The following is a 21,249-nucleotide window of genomic DNA, read 5'->3' on the forward strand; positions in this document are numbered from 1 at the left end:
GTCAAGCCAGTGGTGCGTGCTGCACGTGCGCCGCTGCCTTACCCTTCATCATGACGCCGTAGACGACTGCGGCGATGGCCACGCCCACGAACCAGGCGTAGGTGTACAGCGTCTTGAAACCTTCCGCCACGTCGGTGAAAGTAGCGGGGAAAGCGGCGTTCAAAAATCCCGGGATATTCGGCAGCACGGCGATCACGAACGCGGCAATGGCCGCCATATTCCAGCCATTGCCATACGAGTACAGGCCATCGTCGCGGTACAGCTGCGCCACGTCGAGGCGCGTCTTGCGGATAAAGTAGTAGTCGACGATCAGGATGCCGGCGATAGGCCCCAACAGTGCCGAATAGCCGATCAACCAGGTAAAGATATAGCCCTGGGTAGATTCCAGCACCTTCCACGGCATCATCACGATGGCAATCGAGGCCGTGATATAGCCGCCCATCTTGTACGAAATCTGCTTGGGCGCCAGCGAAGAAAAGTCATATGCCGGCCCCACCAGATTCGCCGCCAGGTTGACGCTGACGGTATCGATCAAGAGAATGATCAGCGCGATCAGCACGGCGGCGCCCGTCATGCGGCTGGCCAGGTCGACCGGGTCCCAGATGGCTTTGCCGAACATCACCACCGAGCCTGCCGTGACGATCACGGCCAGCATGGCCAGCAAGCCCATGGGCACGGGCAAGCCGATCGACTGGCCGATCACCTGGTCGCGCTGCGTCTTGGCGAAGCGGGTGAAGTCGGGAATATTCAGCGCCAAAGTGGCCCAGAAACCCACCATGGCGGTCAACGATGGCCAGAAGACACTCCAGAACTGGCCGGCTTTTTTACCACCGGGGATGAATTGCGATGGCTGGTCCAGCAGCGCGTTCACGCCGCCGGCCCGCGTATGCACCCAGTACAGCAGCACAAAACAGATGAGAATCTTCAATGGTGCCGTATAGGTTTCCAGCTTGCGGATCGCTTCCATGCCATGCAGGATGTAATAGAACTGGATGGCCCAGAAAGCCAGGAAACATAGCAACTGGCTACCGTTGATGCCCAGGCCCGCGATCTTGTCGCCGCCCAGTTCATGGCCCGCCAATACGCCCATCAAGGTGTAGATCATCTGGCCGCCGAACCAGGTCTGGATGCCATACCAGCCGCAGGCGACGATGGCGCGCATCAAAGCTGGCAAACGGGCGCCGGTAGTGCCGAACGAGGAGCGTGCCAGCACTGCATACGGGATGCCGTATTTTGTGCCTGCGTGACCGATCAGCAGCATGGGCAGCAGCACGATGGCGTTGGCAAGGAACACCGTGAGCACCGCCTGGTAACCGGACATGCCGCTGTCGATCAGACTGGCCGACAAGGTGTAGGCCGGGATGCACATCACCATGCCGACCCACAGGGCGGCGAAGTGATACCAGCGCCAGGTGCGCTGCGCGGCCGTGGTGGGGGCCAGATCTTCATTCCACAGCTGCGTGTTGCCAGAGTAGTCGTGGTTCACAGGTTGCTCCATCGGTTAGACCGCTGGCGCGCCAAGGCGCCAGGGATACGGCAGTGGAAACGGCTCGGCTAGTCGGTCTAGCTTACTGCAAAGTCGGGCCGCTGTTTATAAAAATAAACGCACGCAATAACCGTGCCCTATGCCGTCTCCGCCACAGCTCTTGGATTCCTCGGGTCCTGCGTCCAGTTCATGTACGGCTTGCCCGTGGTCTGCGGCACCATCGTGATGCAGCCTTGCACCGGACAGGTGATTTCGCACAGATTGCAGCCCACGCATTCATCCTTGATGACTTCATAGCTGCGCGTGCCAGCAGCATCGATCAGCTGGGCGATGGCCTGGTGCGAGGTGTCTTCACAAGCCACGTAGCACTTGCCGCATTTGATGCAGTCGTCCTGGTTGATCTGCGCAATCACCTGGTAATTCATATCCAGGTATTTCCAGTCCGTCGTGTTGGCCACGGCCTTGCCGGAAAAGTCGCTGATGCGCTCATAACCCTTTTCATCCATCCAGCGCGACAAGCCATCCTTCATCTCTTCGACGATGCGGAAACCATGCAGCATGGCGGCCGTACAAACTTGTACGCAGCCGGCGCCCAGGGCGATGAATTCGGCCGCGTCGCGCCAGTTACCGATGCCGCCGATGCCGGAAATGGGCAAGCCGCGCGTCTGCGGATCGCGGGCGATTTCGGCCACCATGTTCAGCGCGATCGGCTTGACGGCAGAACCGCAATAACCGCCATGCGTGCTGGCGCCGCCGACGATGGGCAGCGCCACCATGCGGTCCAGGTCCAGGGAGGTGATCGAGTTGATGGTGTTGATCAGCGAGACGGCGTCTGCCCCACCCGCCTTGGCAGCACGGGCCGGCATGCGCACGTCAGTGATATTGGGGGTAAGCTTGACGATGACGGGCAGGCGGCTGTATTTCTTGCACCAGGCGGTGACCATCTGCACGTACTCGGGCACCTGGCCCACGGCGGCGCCCATGCCCCGCTCCGGCATGCCGTGCGGGCAGCCGAAATTGAGCTCGATGCCATCGGCGCCCGTGGCCTCCACCTTCGGCAGAATGTCGGCCCAATAGTGTTCTTCGCAAGGCAGCATCAAGGAGACGATCATGGCGCGGTCAGGCCAGTCCTTTTTCACTTGCGTGATTTCGCGCAGATTGATTTCCAGAGAACGGTCGGTAATGAGCTCGATATTATTGAAGCCCACCACCTCGCGGTTCTTGCCATACAGGGCGGAATAGCGCGACGAGACATTCACGGCGGCCGGGTCTTCGCCCAGGGTTTTCCATACCACGCCGCCCCAACCCGCCTCGAAAGCGCGCACCACGTTATAGGCCTTGTCGGTCGGCGGCGCAGACGCCAGCCAGAAGGGATTGGGCGACTTGATGCCGCAAAATTCGATGCTGAGATCAGCCATTATGCAGCCTCCACTTTGAAAATAAGATCATGATGGATGGCCAGTGCGGCCAGCTTGCCATGCTGGACGGCCTGCACCGTCAAGTCCTGTCCGGGCACCACGCAATCGCCGCCCGCATAAATCCCCGGCAGCACCGTGCGAAAACCCGCATCGACAGCTATCTTGTCGCCATCGCGCTTGAGCAGCGCCGCCATCGGGTCATGCAAGGCGTCGCTCGCCAGGCTTTGGCCAATGGCCTTGAAGATGGTTTCGGCCGCCACATCAAAGGTCTCGCCAGTACCCGCCAGCCGCGCGCCTTCCAAACGCGTTTTTTCGAAGCGCATGCCCGCCACCTTGCCTTCTGCATCGAGCAACACTTGCTGTGGCTGTGCCCAGGTCAGCATGCGCACCTGATTCGCCTTGGCGATGTCCTGTTCATGGTGGGTGGCCGTCATGGCGTCGAAACCGCGCCGGTACACCAGCGTCACTTCCTCGGCGCCCATACGCTGGATTTGCACAGCCATGTCGATGGCCGTGTTGCCGGCGCCGATCACGATGGCCCGTTTCGGTACAGGGAGCGAGCTCAGATCGTCGGCCTGGCGCAGCGCGGCGATATAGTCGACGGCAGCGAGCAAGCCTGGCGCATCTTCACCCGTCAGCCCCAGCTTGCGGCTGGCGCCCAGGCCCAGGCCCAGGAAGACGGCGTCGTACTGGGCGTGCAGATCACGCAGCTGCAGGTTTTCGCCCAGCACCTGGCGACATCGGATTTCAATGCCGCCTATGTCCAGCAAGAATGCCACTTCCTTTTGCGCGAAGTCGTCGGTCAGCTTGTATTTGGCGATGCCGTACTCATTCAAGCCGCCCGCCTTGTCTTCCTTTTCAAAGATCACGACGTCATGGCCCAGCATGGCCAGGCGGTGTGCGCACGACAGGCCGGCCGGACCGGCGCCGACGATGGCGATCGTCTTGCCGGTGGCCGCCGCCCGCTTGAATGGGTGGGCAGCGAAATGCGCGTGATCGACGGCGTAGCGCTGCAGCAAACCGATTTTCACCGGCTGGCCTTCGGCGTCGTGGTTACGCACGCAGACGTCTTCGCACAGGATTTCGGTGGGGCAGACGCGGGCGCAGCTGCCGCCCAGGATATTCTGTTTCAAGATGCCGGCTGCCGCGCCATTGATATTCTTGTCGTGGATATTGCGGATAAAGCTGGCCACGTCGATTTCAGATGGGCAGATGCGGCTGCACGGCGCGTCATAGCAATACAGGCAGCGCGCGCTTTCTATCGCCGCCTGGCGCGCCGTCAAGGGCGGCGCCAGATCCGTAAAGTGACCCGCCAGCTCTTCGCTGGGCAGGGTGGGATGCGGTAAATAACTGAGGGATTCGATCATCATCATTCCTTTTCTTATGCCTGCAATGGACTGCCAGCCCTACTTCATCTGTGGAAAAGCAAATTCCACACCAGCGCTGGCGGTGTTGGGCCAGCGCTGCATCACGGCCTTGTGGCGCGTGTAAAAACGCACGCCTTCGGGGCCATATGCGTGGTGGTCACCAAACAGGCTACGCTTCCAGCCACCGAAACTATTGAAGGCCATGGGCACCGGCAAAGGTACGTTGACGCCAACCATGCCCACCTGGATCTGGCGCACGAATTCGCGCGCCACGCCGCCATCGCGCGTGTAAATCGCCACGCCATTGCCATACTCATTGGCGTTGATCAGGGCCACCGCATGCACCACGTCGGGCGCGCGCAGCACGCACAGCACGGGGCCGAAAATTTCTTCCTTGTAGATGCTCATATCGGGCGTGACATGATCGAATAAAGTACCGCCCACGAAGAAGCCGTTTTCGCGGCCAGCCACCACATGGTTGCGGCCGTCGACCACCAAAGTCGCGCCTTGTTCCACGCCTTCGCCTATCAGTTTCTCGATACGCTGTTTGGCTGCACTGGACACTACCGGCCCCATTTCTGCACCATCTTCCATCCCGTCGCGTACTTTGAGTGCAGCCGTGCGCTGTGCCAGCGCATGAATCAATTTGTCGCCCGCGTCGCCCACGGCCACCACCACGGAAATGGCCATGCAGCGCTCGCCGGCCGAACCATAGGCGGCGCCGATCAGGGCGTCGACGGTCATGTCCATGTCGGCGTCAGGCATCACCACCATATGATTTTTTGCACCGCCCAGCGCTTGCACACGCTTGCCGCTGGCACTGCCACGTGCATAGATATATTCGGCAATGGGAGTGGAGCCGACAAAGCTGATCGCCTGCACCACAGGATGGTCGAGCAAGGCGTCGACCGTCACCTTGTCGCCCTGCACCACGTTGAATACGCCATCGGGCAAGCCTGCCTCTTTCAGCAGTTTTGCATGCAGCAAGGAGGCAGATGGATCACGTTCTGAAGGTTTGAGCACAAAGGTATTTCCGCAGGCGATAGCGACGGGGAACATCCACATCGGTACCATCACGGGGAAGTTGAATGGCGTGATGCCAGCCACCACACCCAGCGCCTGGCGCATCGACCAGGCGTCGATGCCGCGCGAAATCTGGTCCGTGAATTCGCCCTTTAATAATTGCGGGATACCGACGGCGAATTCCACCATCTCGATGCCGCGCGCCACCTCGCCCTGCGCATCGGCAAAGGTCTTGCCATGTTCACGCGTGAGCATGGCGGCAAATTCATCGGTGTGCTGCTGGCACAGCTGCAGGTAGCGGAACAGCACGCGAGCACGCGTCAGCGGTGGCGTGGCCGACCAGGAGGGAAAGGCAGCGGCAGCGGCCTGCACGGCCGCATCGACTTCACCGCTGCTGCCCAGCGCCACGCGGGCCACCAGCACACCCAGGGCCGGGTTATACACATCGCCATAACGGCCGCTGCTGGTGTCGACTTTGGCGCCGTTGATAAAGTGAGTAATCGTATCGAGATCAGTCATCGCTTTTCCTTAATCAAGGTTCTTCAACACCGTCGCCAGCTTGCCGAACAGTTCATCGATATGTTTTTTCTCCAGCACCAGCGGCGGCGACAGGGCGATGATGTCGCCTGTGGTGCGTATCAGCACGCCGTCGGCGAATGCCTGCTTGAAGGCGTTGAAGGCGCGCGTGCCAGGCTTGCCGGCGATGCCTTCGAGTTCAATGCCGGCGATCAGGCCGATGCTGCGCAGATCGATCACATGCGGCAGCCCTTTCAAGGAATGCACGGCGTCGCTCCAATAGGCCTGCATGCTTTTGGCGTGGCCCAGAATGTCCTGTTCCTCGAACACTTCCAGGGTCGCCAGCGAAGCGGCGCAAGCTAGTGGGTGGCCGGAATAGGTATAGCCGTGGAATAGTTCGATGCCGGCCGGCGCGTCCATGAAGGCGTCGTGGATATACTGTTTGCTGAACACGGCACCCATCGGCACCATGCCATTGGTCAGGCCCTTGGCGGTCGTCATCAGGTCCGGTTCGACCTCGAAATAGTCGGCGGCGAACGGTGTCGTCATGCGGCCGAATCCCGTGATGACTTCATCGAAGATCAACAGGATGCCGTGCTTGGTGCACAGTTCGCGCAAGCGTTTCAGATAACCTTTCGGCGGGATCAGCACGCCGGTGGAACCGGCTACCGGTTCAACGATCACGGCGGCGATCGTCGAGGCGTCGTGCAGGGCGACGATGCGTTCCAGTTCATCGGCCAGGTGCGTGCCGTACTCAGGCTCGCCCACTGTGTAGGCGTTCTTTTCCAGGTTGTGCGTGTGCGGCAGATGATCGACACCTGTCAGCAGCGGGCCGAAGGTTTTGCGGTTGCCGGCGATGCCGCCCACGGAAATCCCGCCGAAGCCCACGCCGTGATAACCGCGCTCGCGGCCGATCAATCGCGTGCGCCCGCCCTCGCCGCGCGCCTTGTGGTAGGCCAGCGCGATTTTCAAGGCCGTATCCACCGCTTCGGAACCGGAGTTGGTATAGAACACGTGGCCAAACTTGTGGCCAGTGTAGTCCATCAGTTTTTCCGCCAGGTCGAAGGCGGCCGGATGGCCCATCTGGAAGGTGGGCGCGAAGTCCAGCTGACCCACCATTTCGCGGATGGCGCCGACGATCTTCGGCTGTGCATGGCCGCAGGGCACGCACCATAAGCCGGCCGTGCCATCCAAAATGGTGTTGCCATCGACATCCTTGTAATACATGCCTTCCGCCGAGACCAGCAGGCGCGGGTGGGCCTTGAAATCACGGTTGTTCGTAAATGGCATCCAGAATGCCGACATCGATTCCGGCTTTGCAGTATTCATGACCTTCTCCTGGGAGTGGGGCTAGCGTGTCGTCAATCGTTTTTGACGAAGCGTAAAATAATTTACCAGTTGGCAAAAAGCTGGTCTAATCATAGTCAGGCCATCCGCAATGGCACAGATACACAAACGGCAAAGTTAGCCAACCGTACAGGTCAAGAAACCACTACAGTTTTTGTGCAAGGCAGCATAAGGAGCCACCGGTGAAGCACAGTGACAACATGGAAGAGCCATCCTGCAACGTCAGCGGCTGGCCCGTGCTCGAGATAGGCCGCCACAAGAAGGGCGGCCTGGTCGAGCAGATCGTGATTGCCGTCAGCGTCATGGTGGGTAGCCGCGCCTTGCGTATCGGCACCAAGATGCCGTCCGTACGCCAGTTCGCCAAATGCAATGGCGTCTCCACTTTTACCGTGGTCGAGTCGTATGACCGCCTGGTCAACCTGGGCTTGCTGTCATCGCGCCGCGGTTCCGGCTACTTTGTGGCCCGCCATGATGTCGCCAGTTCCCCACAATCCGCCGTGCAAAGCAGCCCGGCCGCCATCGACGCCCTCACGCCGGACCTGTATTCAGGCGTATCGGAGGCGCTGCCGGTGGGTGCGGGCTGGCTGCCACCGGAAATGTATGGCGAAGCTACCGTGCTCGACGCCGTGCGCCAGGCCATGCGCATTCCGGCCAGCCGGCTGCGCGGTTATGGCCATCCGCTGGGTTTTCCGTCGCTGCGCCAGCATCTGGCCGCCACCTTGTCGGAAGACTTGTTCCAGGTCGAGGCGGACCAGATTTTGCTGACGCACGGCGCCACGCATGCGTTTGACTTGATCTTGCGCAGCCTGACCAAGCCGGGCGATACGGTGCTGGTGGAAGACCCCGGCTACAGCAACCTGCTGTCGCTGATACGCCACCACGGCTGCATCCCCGTCGGCGTCAAGCGCGGCGAGGCGGGACTTGATCTCGATGCGCTGGCGGCCGAAGCAGCACGCAGCCAACCGAAGCTAATGTTCGTCAACACGGTGCTGCAAAATCCGCTGGGCACCTCGCTGTCCCAGGCACAGGCGCACCGCTTGCTGGCACTGGCCGAACAATTCGATTTCTGGCTGGTGGAAGACGATATCTACCGCGAACTGGCGACGCGCGGCGACGCTTCGCTGGCGGCCATGGATGGCTTGCGGCGCGTGATCCGCGTAGGCAGTTTCTCGAAAACCTTGTCGCCGGTACTGCGCGTGGGATCGATCTGCGCTTCGCCATCCCTGCTGGCCGAACTGGTACGCGTAAAAATGCTGACGGGCTTGACGACCTCGGAAATCAACGAGCGCGCCGCCTATCACGCCGTCTCTGCGCGGCCTTACAAGCGCATGATAGAAAAGCTGGTTTCCCAGCTCGACGACGCCCGCGAACGCAGCATCGATGGCCTGGCGCAAGCGGGCATGACGCCGGTGGCGCGCCCGCGTGGCGGCATGTTTGTCAGCGCTGGCTGGCCCGACATCCAGACGCCGGAATGGAATGGCAAGCTGGTGGCCGACATGGCGTTGAAGGCAGGCATATTGCTGTCGCCGAATGAATTTTTCATGCTGCGTCCACCCGAAACGGTGTGGTTCCGTTTCAACGTGGCTTACACCGACACACCCGTGCTGCAGGCCTTCCTGCAATCGATACGTCCCCGCTAGAGAGACACCATGGATAGCGAAAAATCCCTTGCCACTCCCGTTAAAAGCGCCAGCGGACGGCGTTTGCAAAACCGCGACCGCCTGGAGGCCGACGTCCTGGAGCAAGCCGTGCGCGTGTTTGCGGAAAGCGGTTACGAAGGCGCATCGATCGCCACCATCGCCGAACGGGCGGGCATGTCGAAGCAGAACCTGATGTACTACTTCCCCACCAAGCAGCAGTTGTACCAGCGGGTGCTGGACGACGTACTCGATGACTGGCTGGCGCGCATGGACAAGCTTGCCAGCGCAGCCGACGGCGAAGGTGATGAGGACAAGCATGCGCCGCAGGATATGCTGCGCGCCTACATCGCCGCCAAGCTGCGTTTTTCACGCGAACAGCCATGGGCTTCGCGCGTGTATGCGCTGGAAGTGATCCATGGCGCGCCCCTGTATGGCGCGCAAATACGCGAGCGTGTCGTGCCCTTGCTGCGCAAGGATATCGCCATGTTTGAGGCATGGAGCAAGGCCGGCAAGATCGCCCCTGTGAACGCCACGCATCTGATGTTCGCCATCTGGGCCATGACGCAATCGTATGCGGATTTTTCAGCGCAAATGACCTTGGTGCTGGACCGCGAGGAACTCACGCAGCAGGATTTCAATGAGGCCGAAGCGCTGATCGTGCAAATGGTGCTGGCGGCGGTGGCGATGAAACCGCAAGGCGAAAAAAAACCGCCGTGATGGCGGTTTCTTCAGCTAAGCCAGCTAATCAGGCAGCCTTGTCTTTACGGCGGCGCGCCATGAAGCCTATCATTCCCAGGCCCGCCAGCAGCATGGCGTAGGTTTCCGGTTCCGGCACGGCCGACACCAGGCCGGCCACGTTGGTCGGGTTGAAGTAATGGTTGGAATTGACCTGGATATTCGAATTCCAGTTACCCACCACCACGTTGCCATTGATCTGGCCATTGCCACCGGACACCGTCGCCAGTGGCGCCAATATACTGCCGTACAATCCCACGCCATTGAGCGTGATGTTCTGCGCTTCGTAGAAGTTGTACAGCACATTGTATTGGCCAAAGTTGCCGTAGCCTCCACTCAAATTCACATTGCTACCGCTGATGTTGAGGATCAGCGTGTCGTTCGCATTGAGGTTGCTGAAATTGAAGTAGTTCACAGAACCCAGGGCGGAAGAGGTCAGGTTGAACACTTGCACACCGCCAGTGCCGCTGCCGCCAGTCAGAGTCATGCCACCGTACTGCACGTTGCTGCTACCGGTGGCCGCCACCGTCGACAAAGATGTCGAAGTGCTTTTCAGCTGGGCCGAGGTCGAGGCGAACGAGACAGGCGAGGTGGTCGATTTCGACGCCCCGTCAAAACCCGTGCTGCTGGTCGTCGTGCTGCCACCGACGTAATAACTGCCATTCTTGATCGAACCGGAGCTGTAGTTCAGGTTGCCGCCAACCACCAGCGCATAGCCATTCGTGCCATACGCATCCTTGTTGTTCTGGTTGATCGAATAGCTCGATGCGGTCAGGTTGCCGCCAACCAGCACGGCGCCTTCCACATCGCTGCTGTTGGCGGTGAAATTATTCAGGGAATACAGATTGGCGCCGCCGATGCCCAGATCGACGACCGCTGCCTGGGCAGCACCGGCAACAAACACGGTGGACAGCAAGAGTAACAGTGGTGCTTTGGACATGGTTGACATTTTGTTTCCAAATTGAAAATTAACTTATACGGAGAATATCATAAATGCTGAGCTTGATATGTCTCAAAACTACAACTTTTATAATAAAAATTGAAACTATATTGCATTATGAGAATCATTTTCACTTGCCCATCTTTAACTTATTTATAGGCGGCAACAAACGAAACCATCGGTGGCGTAATATCATTCTCATCGGCAACTGATATAGTGTTTCGATCTCGGGCGAACTTGATGATACGATCGCGCCAGCGCCAGCAATGGCATCAGCTTTAACTCCCAAGCGGGAAATTTAAGGATAAAAAGTGCAATGAAACGATGGTCATTTGGCGTATTGCTGCTGGCTTATGCCTGCGGCGCGCAAGCAGACGTATTTAACGTGATTGAAAACAAGCCGCTCAGTGAAACCTGGCTCAACGCAGGCTTTTATTCGTACCACTTCCAGCGCGACAAGGATCTGAACGACAGCAATCCCGGCCTGGGCGCCGAATACCGTTTTTCCACCGTGGCCTCGGCTACCGCTGGCCGCTTCTACAATAGCGACCGCGCGTATTCGAACTACCTGGGTGTGTACTACCAGCCTATCCAGATGGGTCCGCTGCGCCTGGGCGCCGTGGTCGGCGGTTTCAACGGCTACCCAAAAATGCGCGATGGCGGCTGGTTCCCTGCCCTGATCCCCACCGTCAGCTATGAATACCAGCGCGTGGGCGTGAACATCGCCATCGTGCCGTCCTATAAAGACAGGCTGTATGGCGCACTCAGTTTTCAGCTCAAGCTGAAGATTTTTGACTAACTGTTTATCGGGGCATACCGCAGTTGATGCCGCCAAATCCTCCATTCGTCGCAGACCCGCTGTGCCCGCGCCTTGGCCGGACTACAGTGCAGTCATCGCCAGGCCGCAAACGCGGCGGGCACATCGACGATAACAGGAGAGCAGCATGAAAGACATCAACTCGGCACCCGGCAGCAATTCCTTCTCGGCCTTCTGGCAAGACCTGTGCGGCTATGCGCGCCAGGGCCTCGATGCCTTGAACGCCATGCCATGGCCCATGCTGCTTGCCTGCGCCATCGGCCTGGCCTTCATCATTACCATCCTGCCACTGGTGCTCACCCTGTTCGTCATCTTCCTGTTGCTGAAATGGGCCAGCAATATGGGCGGTTCCAGCTGGGATAAAAAAACGGCCACGGCGGAACAGCCAGGCAAGCACGAATAAGCGGGAAGACTGCTTGTGGCTGGGATGCCTGTGGACTATAGTAAGACACCATCATGACAGGCATCAACTCCATCCACATGGAGCGCACGGATACTGAACGCTGCGCGGCATGCATGATCGAAGTTACTCCATCCCCGTCACAGGAGTTTCCGTATGTCCAATACCGCAAAAGCCACCCGGGCAACCACCATCCCTTGTGTCCGCTACCACGACGCACCAGCAGCAATCGACTGGCTATGCCAGGCATTCGGTTTTGAAAAGCAATTGGTCGTGCCCGACAACGATGGCGGCATCGCCCATGCGCAACTGAGCTTTGGCAACGGCATGATCATGCTGGGCTCGGTCGTCGACAGCGAATATGGCCGGCTGATGAAACAGCCAAACGAAATCGACAAGGCAAACACGCAAGGCTGCTACCTGGTCGTCGAGGATGCCGACAGTGTTTACCGGCGCGCTATCGAAGCGGGCGCCGAAATCGTGCTCGATATCAAAGATGAAGATTACGGCGGACGCGGCTTTACCTGCCGCGACCTGGAAGGCCACGTCTGGAGTCTGGGAACCTACGATCCATGGTAAAACGCAAAACCATCTTGATCGGCGCCAGCGCCATCGGCCTGCTGCTGATCGGCGGCGCCCTGGCTGCGCCCATTCTTGTCGACCGCTCGCTCAACAAGGTGTATCCACCTTTGTCCAAGCCCGTCTCCAGACAGGCGCTGGCCTTGCACCAGCGCCTCTGGATCGCCGACCTGCATGCGGACAGCCTGCTGTGGCAGCGCGACCTGAACCAGGCCAATGGTCGCGGCCATGTCGACTTCCCCCGCCTGATCCAGGGTAACGTGGCGCTGCAAGCGTTTTCGGCCGTGACCAAGACGCCGCGCCATATGAATATCGACCACAATGGCAGCGGCACGGACAACATCACGGCGCTGGTTATTGCCCAGCGCTTGCCGCCCGCTACCTGGACCAGCCTGCTGGCACGCGCCACTTACCAGGCGCAGGAACTGCATCAGCTGGCCAGCCGCAGCGGCGGCAAGGTCACGGTCATCGGCAGCCGCGCCCAGCTGCGCAATTTCATCACGGCGCGCGAGGCCACTCCCGGGCTGGTGGCGGGCTGGCTGACACTGGAAGGCGCTCATGCGCTGGAAGGCAAGCTCGATAATCTCGACGTGCTGTACCGTGCCGGCTATCGCATGGCCGCGCCCACGCATTTCTTCGATACGGAAATCGGCGGCTCGCAGCACGGCTTGCACAAAGGCGGCTTGACGCCGCTGGGCAAGCAATGGCTGGTCGCCATGGAGCAGCGCAAGATGATCGTCGATCTGGCGCATGCCTCGTCGGCGACCATCGACGACGTATTGAACCTGGCCACGCGGCCTGTGATCGTCTCGCACACGGGCGTGCGCGGCACTTGCGACAACGGGCGCAACCTGTCGGACGCACAATTGACAAAGATCGCCGCGCAGGGTGGCCTGGTGGGCATCGGTTTCTGGAGCACGGCCGTCTGCGGCAAGGATGTCACGGCCATCGCGCGCGCCATCCGTTACACGGTAAAGCTGATCGGCGTGGAACACGTGGCCTATGGCTCGGACTTCGATGGCGCCGTCACCACGGCGATAGACGCGGCCGGTTTGCCGGCATTGACGCAGGCGCTGCTGGACGCGGGATTATCCGAGGCGCAGATACGCCGCATCGCCGGTGAAAACGTGCGCGACTTTTTACTGAAAAATTTACCGGATGACGATGCCTGAACGGCAAAACACCTAGCCGATGGCGGCCACCAGCGCGCGGTCGGCCACTTGCGTGGGGCGGATCCGGATGATATTGCGGTATAGCGGCGGCATGGCGCGGCACAGCGCCAGCAATTCCGCTGGCGGCATGGCGGGCCGCACATACTGGAATTGTGCCGGGTTGTTTTCCGGTAGCGCGCCTTCCATCGTCGAACCATAAGCGCCCAGGGTCATGAAACTGGCGGCGCCCGCATCCGGGCCTATCGCCAGCACGAAAGTGCCATGCTTGGGATGCCCCAGATAGCGCTTGATTTCATCCTGTCGCGTAGCATCAGCGGCCGCCATCAATTCATAGCGCAGCTGCGCATATTGGCGCGTGCATTCCATGAACGGCGTGCGGATGACAGACTTGGCCAGCTGGCCCGGCATGCATAGCAACAGGTTGCCAAATGCATCGAGCAAGGCGGCAGCATCGCCCTGGCCGCCATCGCGTTTGTCCTGCTCCATGGCCGCCTGCAGGAACGGCGCCAGGCCCGCATCGGGCGCGTGCGGCGCGCAGCGGTAAGTGAGCGCATCGGGGTAGCGGCGGCGCAAGGCGCGCACCACCACGTGCTCGGGCGGCAAGCTGGCCGGGTCCAGCAAGGCGGCATCATCGCCCGCATGCAGCAAGCGCATCACCTCGGCCGAAGTGGATTCGAACACCAGCGAGCACAAAGCCTGCGTCGCCTCTAAGATGCTCTTGCCGATAAAAAAAGACTTGGGCGCAGCGCCCGAAGGCAGGCGCGCATATTCGGTAGCACCGCGCACGCTGGGATAAGCAAAGCGCTGACCTGCCAATGCCTGCAGCGGCTGGGGCAGAGCCGTGAAACTGGCGGCGCCATCGTAATTGATGCCGGCCTTGGCGTCGGGCGCTGCCACCACTACATTGAAGCCCGCTTCCAGGATCGCGCCCGTGCACATGCAGCACGGGTCCAGCGAGGTGACAATGGTCAGCTCGCAAGGTGGGGGCAAGGGCGTGCCTTTGGCCCGCTCCGCAAAATACCAGTCGACCAGCTGGCGTTCGCCATGCGCAGTCGGATCGAATACCAGGCCCTGGCGCACGACATTGTTATGCATCGATTGCAGCACATTGCCTGCGCCATCGAGCAAGACGCCGCCCACGCCGAACGTGCCCTGCGTCTTGGCGGCCATGGCTTCGGCTGCCGCGATGGCCACGGCAGCCTGGATATCGATCGTCTTGTTCAAGATAGTCCTAGCGCTGCATGTCCAGGTCGGAATTGCCAAAACCATGGGGCAGCAACCAGCCCGCCGTCACTTCCATGATGTCGTTTTTCAGATTGGTCAGCACCACTGGCAAATCCTTGCCGCCCAATTCGAAAATCACCTGGCGGCAGGCGCCGCAAGGCGAGATAGGTTCGGCGGTATCGCCCGTAACGGCCAGCATGGCGAAGTCGCCTGGCTTGCAGCCCTGGGCGACTGCGCTGAAAAATGCCGTGCGCTCGGCGCAATTGCACAGGCCATACGCAGCGTTTTCCACATTACAGCCACGGAACACGCGACCATCCTTGCACAGCAAAGCCGCACCAACCTTGAAGCGCGAGTACGGCGCATACGCCAGTTCGCGGCCGGCGTTGGCTTCGGCGATCAGTTCTTGTTTGTTCATTTTGTCTCTTCTAAATCGGGGTCAGACCCGACGGGTCTGACCCCATAGCTATCTTACGGACGTATCGTACGGTAAATCACCGGATTGGCAGCCAGCGCCACCGGGCTGATTTCATACGCAGCCTGGATTTCCTTGACGGCCAGTTCGGCTGCTTGCTGCGTACGCGCGTGCACCATCGCCAGCGGCTGGCCGGCGCTTACTTGCTGGCCCAATTCAAGCAGTTCCGTCAGGCCGACGGCAAAGTCGATGGCGTCGGTTGGACGGCGGCGGCCGCCGCCCAGTGCCACCACGGCCAGGCCGATGCCGCGGCAATCGCGTACATTGGCAAAACCTGAGGACAGCGCTGGCGCAGGCACCACGAATGGGGCTTTTTCCAGGTGCTTGTCCGGATTGTCGATCAGGTCGGACGGGCCGCCCAGGGCGCTGACCATGCGCGAGAAGCGCTCGGCCGCTTCACCGGAAGCGAGCACCGCTTCAAGCTTGGCACGTGCCTCTTCTTCCGTGGTCGCCACACCACCCAGCACCAGCATCTCGGCGCACAGCGCCAGGGTCACTTCGTGCAGGCGTGCAGGACGCGAACGGCCCGTCAGGTAATCCATGGCGCCGCGCACTTCCAGCGCGTTACCGGCGTAAGGCGCCAGCGATTCGTTCATGTCCGTCAGGATGGCCGAGGTCTGCATGCCGGCGCCATTGCCGACGGTGACGATGCTTTCGGCCAGTTCCACCGATTTTTCGTAGGTCGGCATGAAGGCGCCGCTACCCACTTTTACATCCATCACCAGCGCATCCAGGCCAGCCGACAGTTTTTTCGACAGGATGGAGCCGGTGATCATGGCCACCGATTCCACCGTGGCGGTCACGTCGCGGATGCTGTAGAAACGCTTGTCGGAAGGCGCCAGCTGCGCCGTCTGGCCGATGATGGCCACGCCGACTTCCTTGACCACCTTGCGGAACAGTGCATTGTCCGGCACCGTGCAATAGCCGGGAATCGCATCGAACTTGTCCAGCGTGCCGCCCGTGTGGCCCAGGCCGCGGCCCGAGATCATCGGCACGTAGCCGCCGCAGGCAGCGATCATCGGGCCAAGCAGCAAGGAGACCACGTCGCCCACGCCGCCGGTCGAATGCTTGTCGACCACAGGGCCAGGCAGGTTCAGCGAGCGCCAGTCCAGCACCTCGCCGGAATCGCGCATGGCCAGGGTAAACGCCACGCGCTCGTCCATGTTCATGTCGTTGAAAAAGACAGCCATGGCCAGTGCCGCAATCTGGCCTTCGCTGACGCTGCCGTCAGTGATGCCGCGCACGAAAAACTGGATTTCTTCTGCGCTCAAGACGCCCTTGTCGCGTTTTTTACGGATGATTTCTTGGGTTAAAAACATGGAATAACTCCAATAAAAATAGGTTTGGGGCCAGACCTGACAGGACTGACCCCAGCTTTGCGAAACTAATTGTCCACCGCTTAGACGCCGTAGGGTATCCAGACGTTTTTCACTTGCGACGCATGCGCCAGCACGGCGCGGCCACCGCTTTGGGCTGCGCTATACCAGTCGCGGCCTTTGGCGCCACCGACCCAGGTGCGCTTCAGGGTGCCGGCCGACAGGCGCTCGACTTCGGCGCAGCCTTCGCTTGAGCCATCATGGCGCCAGACGGCGTCGATGTCAGCGTGGGTAGCCAGTGTGCGCGCCAGTTCATCGGCGTTGCCGCTGATGATGTTGACCACGCCACCGGGCAGGTCGGACGTATCGAAGACCTGGTACAGGTCCAGCGCGGACAGCGGATGCGCTTCCGACGGTACCACCACCACGCGGTTGCCCAGCGCGATGGCAGGCGCTACCAGCGAGATGAAGCCCAGCAAAGGTGCTTCGTTCGGGCAGACGATGCCGATCACGCCGACCGCTTCGTTCAGCGCCACGGTGATGCCCTTGGTCGGTGGCTGGTGCGCCAGGCCGTCATATTTGTCGGCCCAGGCGGCGTAGTAGAACAGGCGTTCGATCGAAGCCTGCACTTCTTTTTCCGGATTCTTATTGCCGGTCATGGCGGCGATGCGGGCGGCGAATTCATCAAAGCGGGCAGCCAGGTTTTCAGCGATGTAGTACAGCACTTGCGCGCGGTTGTGCGCCGTGGCGCTGGTCCAGCCAGACGCTTTATGGGCGGCTTCGACGGCGTTGCGGATATCCTTGCGGCTGCCCACGCCCACCTCGGCCAGCAAGGCGCCATTGGCGCCGAATACTGGCGTGCTGTAAGCGCTGTCAGGACGTGCCTGTTTGCCGCCGATGTACATCTTGGCCGTGCGGTCGATCGCAAATGGATCGGCTGCCACCGGCTTGGTCGCGGCCTTTGCCTTGACTTCCACCACCGGCGCGGCAGGGCGCGCATCTTCGGCCAGGGCCGTCATGTATTCGAGCATGCCTTCGCGGCCGCCTTCACGGCCGAAGCCCGATTCGCGGTAGCCGCCGAAGCCGCAAGCGGCGTCGAACTGGTTGGCGCTATTGATCCACACCACGCCAGCCTTGATGGCCGGGGCGATATCCAGCGCCAGGCTGATCGACTCGGTCCACACGCTGGCAGCCAGGCCATACACCGTGTTGTTCGCCAGTTGCACCGCTTCAGGCGGGGTGCGGAAGCTCATGGCGACCAGCACCGGGCCAAAGATTTCAGCTTGCGCCACGGCGGCCGAAGTCGACGCGCCCGTGATCAGGGTAGGCGGGAACCAGGAGCCGTCGGCTGGAATCTCGCAGACCGGCTGCCATACGTCGCAGCCTTCGGCGCGGGCCGAATCGACCAGGGCGGCGATGCGCTGGCGCTGTACCGGATCGACCAGCGCGCCCACGTCCATCGATTTATCCAAAGGCGAACCCAGGCGCAGGTTTTCCATGCGCGCACGGACCTTGTTCAGGAAGCGCTCCTGTATCGATTCCTGCACCAGCAAACGCGAACCGGCGCAGCAGACTTGGCCCTGGTTGAACCAGATCGAATCGACCAGGCCTTCCACGGCGCCGTCCAGGTCCGCATCTTCAAACACGATGAACGGCGACTTGCCGCCCAGTTCCAGGGAGAGCTTCTTGCCGCTGCCAGCCGTGGCCTCGCGGATCAAGCGGCCCACTTCAGTCGAACCGGTGAAGGCGATCTTGTCGACGCCAGGATGGTTGACGATGGCGCTGCCCACGCGGCCGTCGCCGGTGACGATATTGACCACGCCAGCCGGCACACCCGCTTGCAGGCACAATTCGGCAAACAGCAGGGCCGTCAGGGACGTGAATTCAGCTGGTTTGAAAACGACGGTGTTACCGGCCGCCAGGGCCGGGGCGATTTTCCAGGACAGCATCAGCAGCGGGAAATTCCAGGGCACGATCTGGCCCACCACGCCCACGGCGCGGTAATCGGCGAATTCTTCCGATTGCAGCTGCGCCCAGCCGGCGTGATGGTAGAAATGGCGGGCTGCCAGCGGCAGGTCGATATCGCGCGTTTCGCGGATGGTCTTGCCATTGTCCAGGGTTTCGAGCACGGCGAACAGGCGCGAGTGCTTTTGCAGCAAGCGGGCCAGCGCGTACATGACTTTCGCGCGGCCATGGCCACCCATGCCTTGCCACACGGGCAGTGCGCGGCGCGCCGCTTCCACTGCGCGTTCCACGTCGGCGTCCGACGCTTGCGTCAGCTCGGCCAGCTGGACGCCGTCGGCAGGATTGGTCGAGGCGAACAGGTCGGCCGGCTCGCTCCAGGCATTGTCGATGAACAGGCCAAATTTGCGCTGATGGCCGTCCAGCCAGGCCAACGCTTCTTTTTGACTTTCGGGGGCGGGGCCGTAGTCCATAGTCGTGAGGATCTCGTTAATTGTAGGCATGACGAATATTCTTTAAGGTTGTGCGTGACGATGATTAGCCGAGTAGCTGCCGGTGACGTAGTGCTCGAGCTGGCGCTCGATGTCGGTCAGCAGGCTGGAAGCGCCGATGCGGAACAGGTGCGGCTGCAGCCATTCATTGCCCAGTTCTTCCTTCATCAGGGTCAGGTACTGCAGCGCGCTCTTGGCCGAGCTGACGCCGCCAGCCGGCTTGAAGCCCACCTGGAAACCCGTCTGCTCGTGATATTCGCGGATCGTGCGCACCATCGTCAGGCCCACGGGAATGGTGGCGTTCACGCCTTCCTTGCCGGTGGACGTCTTGATGAAATCGGCGCCCGCCATCATGCATACCCACGAGGCTTTTGCCACGTTTTCCAGGGTCAGCAAGTCGCCGGTGGCCAGGATCGCCTTCACGTGCGCTTCGCCGCACGCCTTGCGGTAGGCCAGCATTTCGTCGTACAGCACTTGCCAGTTGCCGTTCAAGACATGCTGGCGCGTGATGACGATATCGATCTCGGTGGCGCCCGCAGCGACCGACAATTCGATCTCGCGCAGCTTCGTTTCCATGCTGGTCAGGCCAGCCGGAAAACCGGTCGACACGGCGGCGATCGGCAAGCGGCCCTGGATCACCTGCACGGCAGGCTTGATCATCTCGTGGTACACGCACACGGCGCCGGTGCTCAGTTCCGTCAAACCCAGCGCGGCCATCAGGTCGGCACGCAGCGGGCGCATGGCTTTCATGCACAGGCGCTCGACGCGGCCCGGCGTATCGTCGCCGCCCAGGGTAGTCAGGTCGATCACCTGGATGGCTTTGACCAGCCAGGCGGCCTGGTATTCTTTTTTCACCGTGCGGCGGTTCGCCAGGCTGGCCGCGCGGCGGTCCGTTGCAGCGCGGTTCACGCGGATCTGGTTGATCCAGCCCAGGTCGAGGCCGATGGCCTCGTTACGCTTGAAGTCGGGGTGCATAAGTGTCATAACAAGCTGCTTCCATTCGCAAGTGGTGGTACGCCAAGGTGCTTGGCGAGAGTCTGACCGATATCGGAGAAGGTCTCGGAAATGCCCAGCGAGCGCGCAGGCACGCCAGGGCCGAAGAAGATCATCGGGATATGTTCGCGCGTGTGGTCGGAACCGTGCCAGGTCGGGTCGCAGCCATGGTCGGCGGTGATGACGACCAGGTCGCCTTGCTTCAGTTTAGCGATGAATTCAGGCAGGCGCGCGTCCATTTCGCGCAGCGCATCGGCATAACCTTCGACATTGCGGCGGTGGCCGAAAGCCTGGTCGAAATCGACGAAATTCACAAAAGTAAGCGACTTGTCCTGCACTTCATCGGCGGTTTTCAGCAGCGCTTCGAACAGGGCCATATTGTCGACGCCCTTGACCACGCGCGAGATACCCTGGGTAGCGAAAATATCGCTGATCTTACCCAGGCCTACGACTTCGCCGCCCGCGTTTTTCACATGGTCGAGCAGGGTCGGCGCCGGCGGTGCGACCGCGTAATCATGGCGGTTGCTGGTGCGCGTGTAATTGCCGTTGCTGCCAGTGAATGGGCGAGCGATGACGCGGCCGATGTTGTACGGTTCGACCAGTTTGAAGGCCATTTCGCACACTTCATACAGGCGCTCGAGGCCGAACGATTCTTCGTGCGCGGCGATCTGCATCACCGAGTCGCCCGAGGTGTAGATGATCAGCTTGCCGGTGGCGACATGTTCGTCGCCATGCTTGTTGATGATGTCGGTGCCGGACGCGTGGCAATCGCCCAGGAAGCCGGGCACGCCCGCCAGCGCTTGCAGCTTGCCGGTCAGGTCGGCCGGGAATGAGGGCGTGGTGCGGGGGAAGTAGCCCCAGTCGAATTCGACGGGCACGCCAGCGATTTCCCAGTGGCCGCTCTGCGTATCTTTGCCGGTCGAGCGCTCGCGCGCGGCGCCGTAAGCGCCGGTAAAACCGTCGCGCTGGTCGAAGCCGACAGGCCATTCGCCGCTGGCGAGATGAGCGGCAGCGCCCAGGCCCAGGCTTTCCATGACAGGCAGTTTCAAGGTCTTGCCGCTTTTGGCGACAGTGCTGGCAATATGGCCAAGGGTATTGGCGCCTGCGTCGCCATACTTGGCGGCGTCTGGAGTCGCGCCGAGGCCGAAGGAATCAAGCAGGAGGATAAATGCGCGTGACATGATAAGGCTCGCTTTATGGAATGATGCAAAGATGATGCGGTCAGTGTAGGCCGGATTTTCCCGGCCTGCCGCGCGGCAGCGCCCATGAATGGCGCTGCCGCTGATGCTTAAAAAATAAAGCAGTTACACGCCTGACAAAACCGTAGCGAGCGAAAGTGAGTTGTGGC

18 protein-coding genes are annotated in these 21,249 nt (G+C 60.9%); 6 read left to right on the plus strand and 12 right to left on the minus strand.

Translation table 11 applies throughout. The features are described from left to right. Nucleotide 1 precedes the first annotated feature (1 nt). The 5 genes from HDE75_RS18815 to aptA form a co-directional block, all read right to left on the minus strand. Entirely contained in the window at nucleotides 2-1,486 is a 1,485-nt protein-coding gene (locus HDE75_RS18815) for an NCS1 family nucleobase:cation symporter-1 (RefSeq protein WP_183681058.1), read from the minus strand. 137 nt (nucleotides 1,487-1,623) lie between these two features. After that, the gene (gene preA / locus HDE75_RS18820) at nucleotides 1,624-2,904 is read right to left on the minus strand and encodes an NAD-dependent dihydropyrimidine dehydrogenase subunit PreA (protein WP_221291928.1); all 1,281 of its coding nucleotides are present in this window, start codon (nucleotides 2,902-2,904) and stop codon (nucleotides 1,624-1,626) included. Further along, nucleotides 2,904-4,274 (minus strand): NAD(P)-dependent oxidoreductase, encoded by a 1,371-nt coding sequence (locus HDE75_RS18825; RefSeq protein ID WP_221291943.1) that lies wholly within the window; start codon nucleotides 4,272-4,274, stop codon nucleotides 2,904-2,906. The genes preA and HDE75_RS18825 overlap by 1 nt, the downstream gene beginning before the upstream one ends. A gap of 36 nt (nucleotides 4,275-4,310) precedes the next feature. After that, a complete protein-coding gene (locus tag HDE75_RS18830; RefSeq protein WP_183681061.1) occupies nucleotides 4,311-5,813 on the minus strand; it encodes a CoA-acylating methylmalonate-semialdehyde dehydrogenase in 1,503 nt (500 codons plus the stop codon). Between the two features lie 9 nt (nucleotides 5,814-5,822). Continuing rightward, nucleotides 5,823-7,139: an omega-aminotransferase AptA gene (gene aptA, locus HDE75_RS18835; protein WP_183681064.1), complete on the minus strand. Its 1,317-nt coding sequence runs from the start codon at nucleotides 7,137-7,139 to the stop codon at nucleotides 5,823-5,825. 218 nt (nucleotides 7,140-7,357) lie between these two features. On the opposite strand from aptA, the gene HDE75_RS18840 reads away from it, so the two are divergent. Continuing rightward, nucleotides 7,358-8,797 (plus strand): aminotransferase-like domain-containing protein, encoded by a 1,440-nt coding sequence (locus HDE75_RS18840; protein ID WP_183681147.1) that lies wholly within the window; start codon nucleotides 7,358-7,360, stop codon nucleotides 8,795-8,797. A 9-nt stretch (nucleotides 8,798-8,806) separates the two neighbouring features. Continuing rightward, nucleotides 8,807-9,514, plus strand: coding sequence for a TetR/AcrR family transcriptional regulator (locus tag HDE75_RS18845; RefSeq protein ID WP_183681066.1), 708 nt, complete (start codon nucleotides 8,807-8,809; stop codon nucleotides 9,512-9,514). Nucleotides 9,515-9,542: 28 nt separating this feature from the next. Here the strand turns inward: HDE75_RS18845 and HDE75_RS18850 are convergent, their stop codons facing one another. Beyond that, nucleotides 9,543-10,472 (minus strand): choice-of-anchor A family protein, encoded by a 930-nt coding sequence (locus tag HDE75_RS18850; RefSeq protein ID WP_221291929.1) that lies wholly within the window; start codon nucleotides 10,470-10,472, stop codon nucleotides 9,543-9,545. A 316-nt stretch (nucleotides 10,473-10,788) separates the two neighbouring features. On the opposite strand from HDE75_RS18850, the gene HDE75_RS18855 reads away from it, so the two are divergent. From HDE75_RS18855 to HDE75_RS18870, 4 genes are all read left to right on the plus strand, one after another. Next, entirely contained in the window at nucleotides 10,789-11,271 is a 483-nt protein-coding gene (locus tag HDE75_RS18855) for a hypothetical protein (RefSeq protein ID WP_183681070.1), read from the plus strand. Between the two features lie 145 nt (nucleotides 11,272-11,416). Beyond that, complete coding sequence (locus HDE75_RS18860) at nucleotides 11,417-11,692, plus strand: hypothetical protein (RefSeq protein WP_260174290.1); 276 nt, start codon at nucleotides 11,417-11,419, stop codon at nucleotides 11,690-11,692. A gap of 153 nt (nucleotides 11,693-11,845) precedes the next feature. Then, nucleotides 11,846-12,268 (plus strand): VOC family protein, encoded by a 423-nt coding sequence (locus HDE75_RS18865; protein WP_183681071.1) that lies wholly within the window; start codon nucleotides 11,846-11,848, stop codon nucleotides 12,266-12,268. Then, the gene (locus HDE75_RS18870; RefSeq protein ID WP_183681073.1) at nucleotides 12,262-13,440 is read left to right on the plus strand and encodes a dipeptidase; all 1,179 of its coding nucleotides are present in this window, start codon (nucleotides 12,262-12,264) and stop codon (nucleotides 13,438-13,440) included. Before HDE75_RS18865 ends, HDE75_RS18870 begins: the two co-directional genes overlap by 7 nt. Before the next feature lie 12 nt (nucleotides 13,441-13,452). On the opposite strand, the gene HDE75_RS18875 is transcribed toward HDE75_RS18870, so the two are convergent. From HDE75_RS18875 to HDE75_RS18900, 6 genes are all read right to left on the minus strand, one after another. Continuing rightward, nucleotides 13,453-14,664: a nucleoside deaminase gene (locus HDE75_RS18875; protein WP_260174291.1), complete on the minus strand. Its 1,212-nt coding sequence runs from the start codon at nucleotides 14,662-14,664 to the stop codon at nucleotides 13,453-13,455. 7 nt (nucleotides 14,665-14,671) lie between these two features. Continuing rightward, nucleotides 14,672-15,082, minus strand: coding sequence for a cytidine deaminase (locus HDE75_RS18880; RefSeq protein WP_183681077.1), 411 nt, complete (start codon nucleotides 15,080-15,082; stop codon nucleotides 14,672-14,674). Between the two features lie 53 nt (nucleotides 15,083-15,135). Continuing rightward, nucleotides 15,136-16,458 carry a thymidine phosphorylase gene (gene deoA, locus HDE75_RS18885; protein WP_183681079.1) on the minus strand — a complete coding sequence of 441 codons (1,323 nt, stop codon included), beginning with the start codon at nucleotides 16,456-16,458 and terminating at the stop codon, nucleotides 15,136-15,138. 80 nt (nucleotides 16,459-16,538) lie between these two features. Further along, nucleotides 16,539-18,920, minus strand: a complete 2,382-nt coding sequence (locus tag HDE75_RS18890) for an aldehyde dehydrogenase family protein (RefSeq protein ID WP_409254932.1) — start codon at nucleotides 18,918-18,920, stop codon at nucleotides 16,539-16,541. 12 nt (nucleotides 18,921-18,932) lie between these two features. Next, entirely contained in the window at nucleotides 18,933-19,892 is a 960-nt protein-coding gene (gene deoC, locus HDE75_RS18895) for a deoxyribose-phosphate aldolase (RefSeq protein WP_183681081.1), read from the minus strand. Next, nucleotides 19,889-21,082, minus strand: coding sequence for a phosphopentomutase (locus HDE75_RS18900; protein ID WP_183681083.1), 1,194 nt, complete (start codon nucleotides 21,080-21,082; stop codon nucleotides 19,889-19,891). Before HDE75_RS18900 ends, deoC begins: the two co-directional genes overlap by 4 nt. Nucleotides 21,083-21,249 lie beyond the last annotated feature (167 nt).

The sequence above is a fragment of the Janthinobacterium silvisoli genome, from assembly GCF_014200725.1.
Lineage (GTDB): Bacteria > Pseudomonadota > Gammaproteobacteria > Burkholderiales > Burkholderiaceae_D > Janthinobacterium.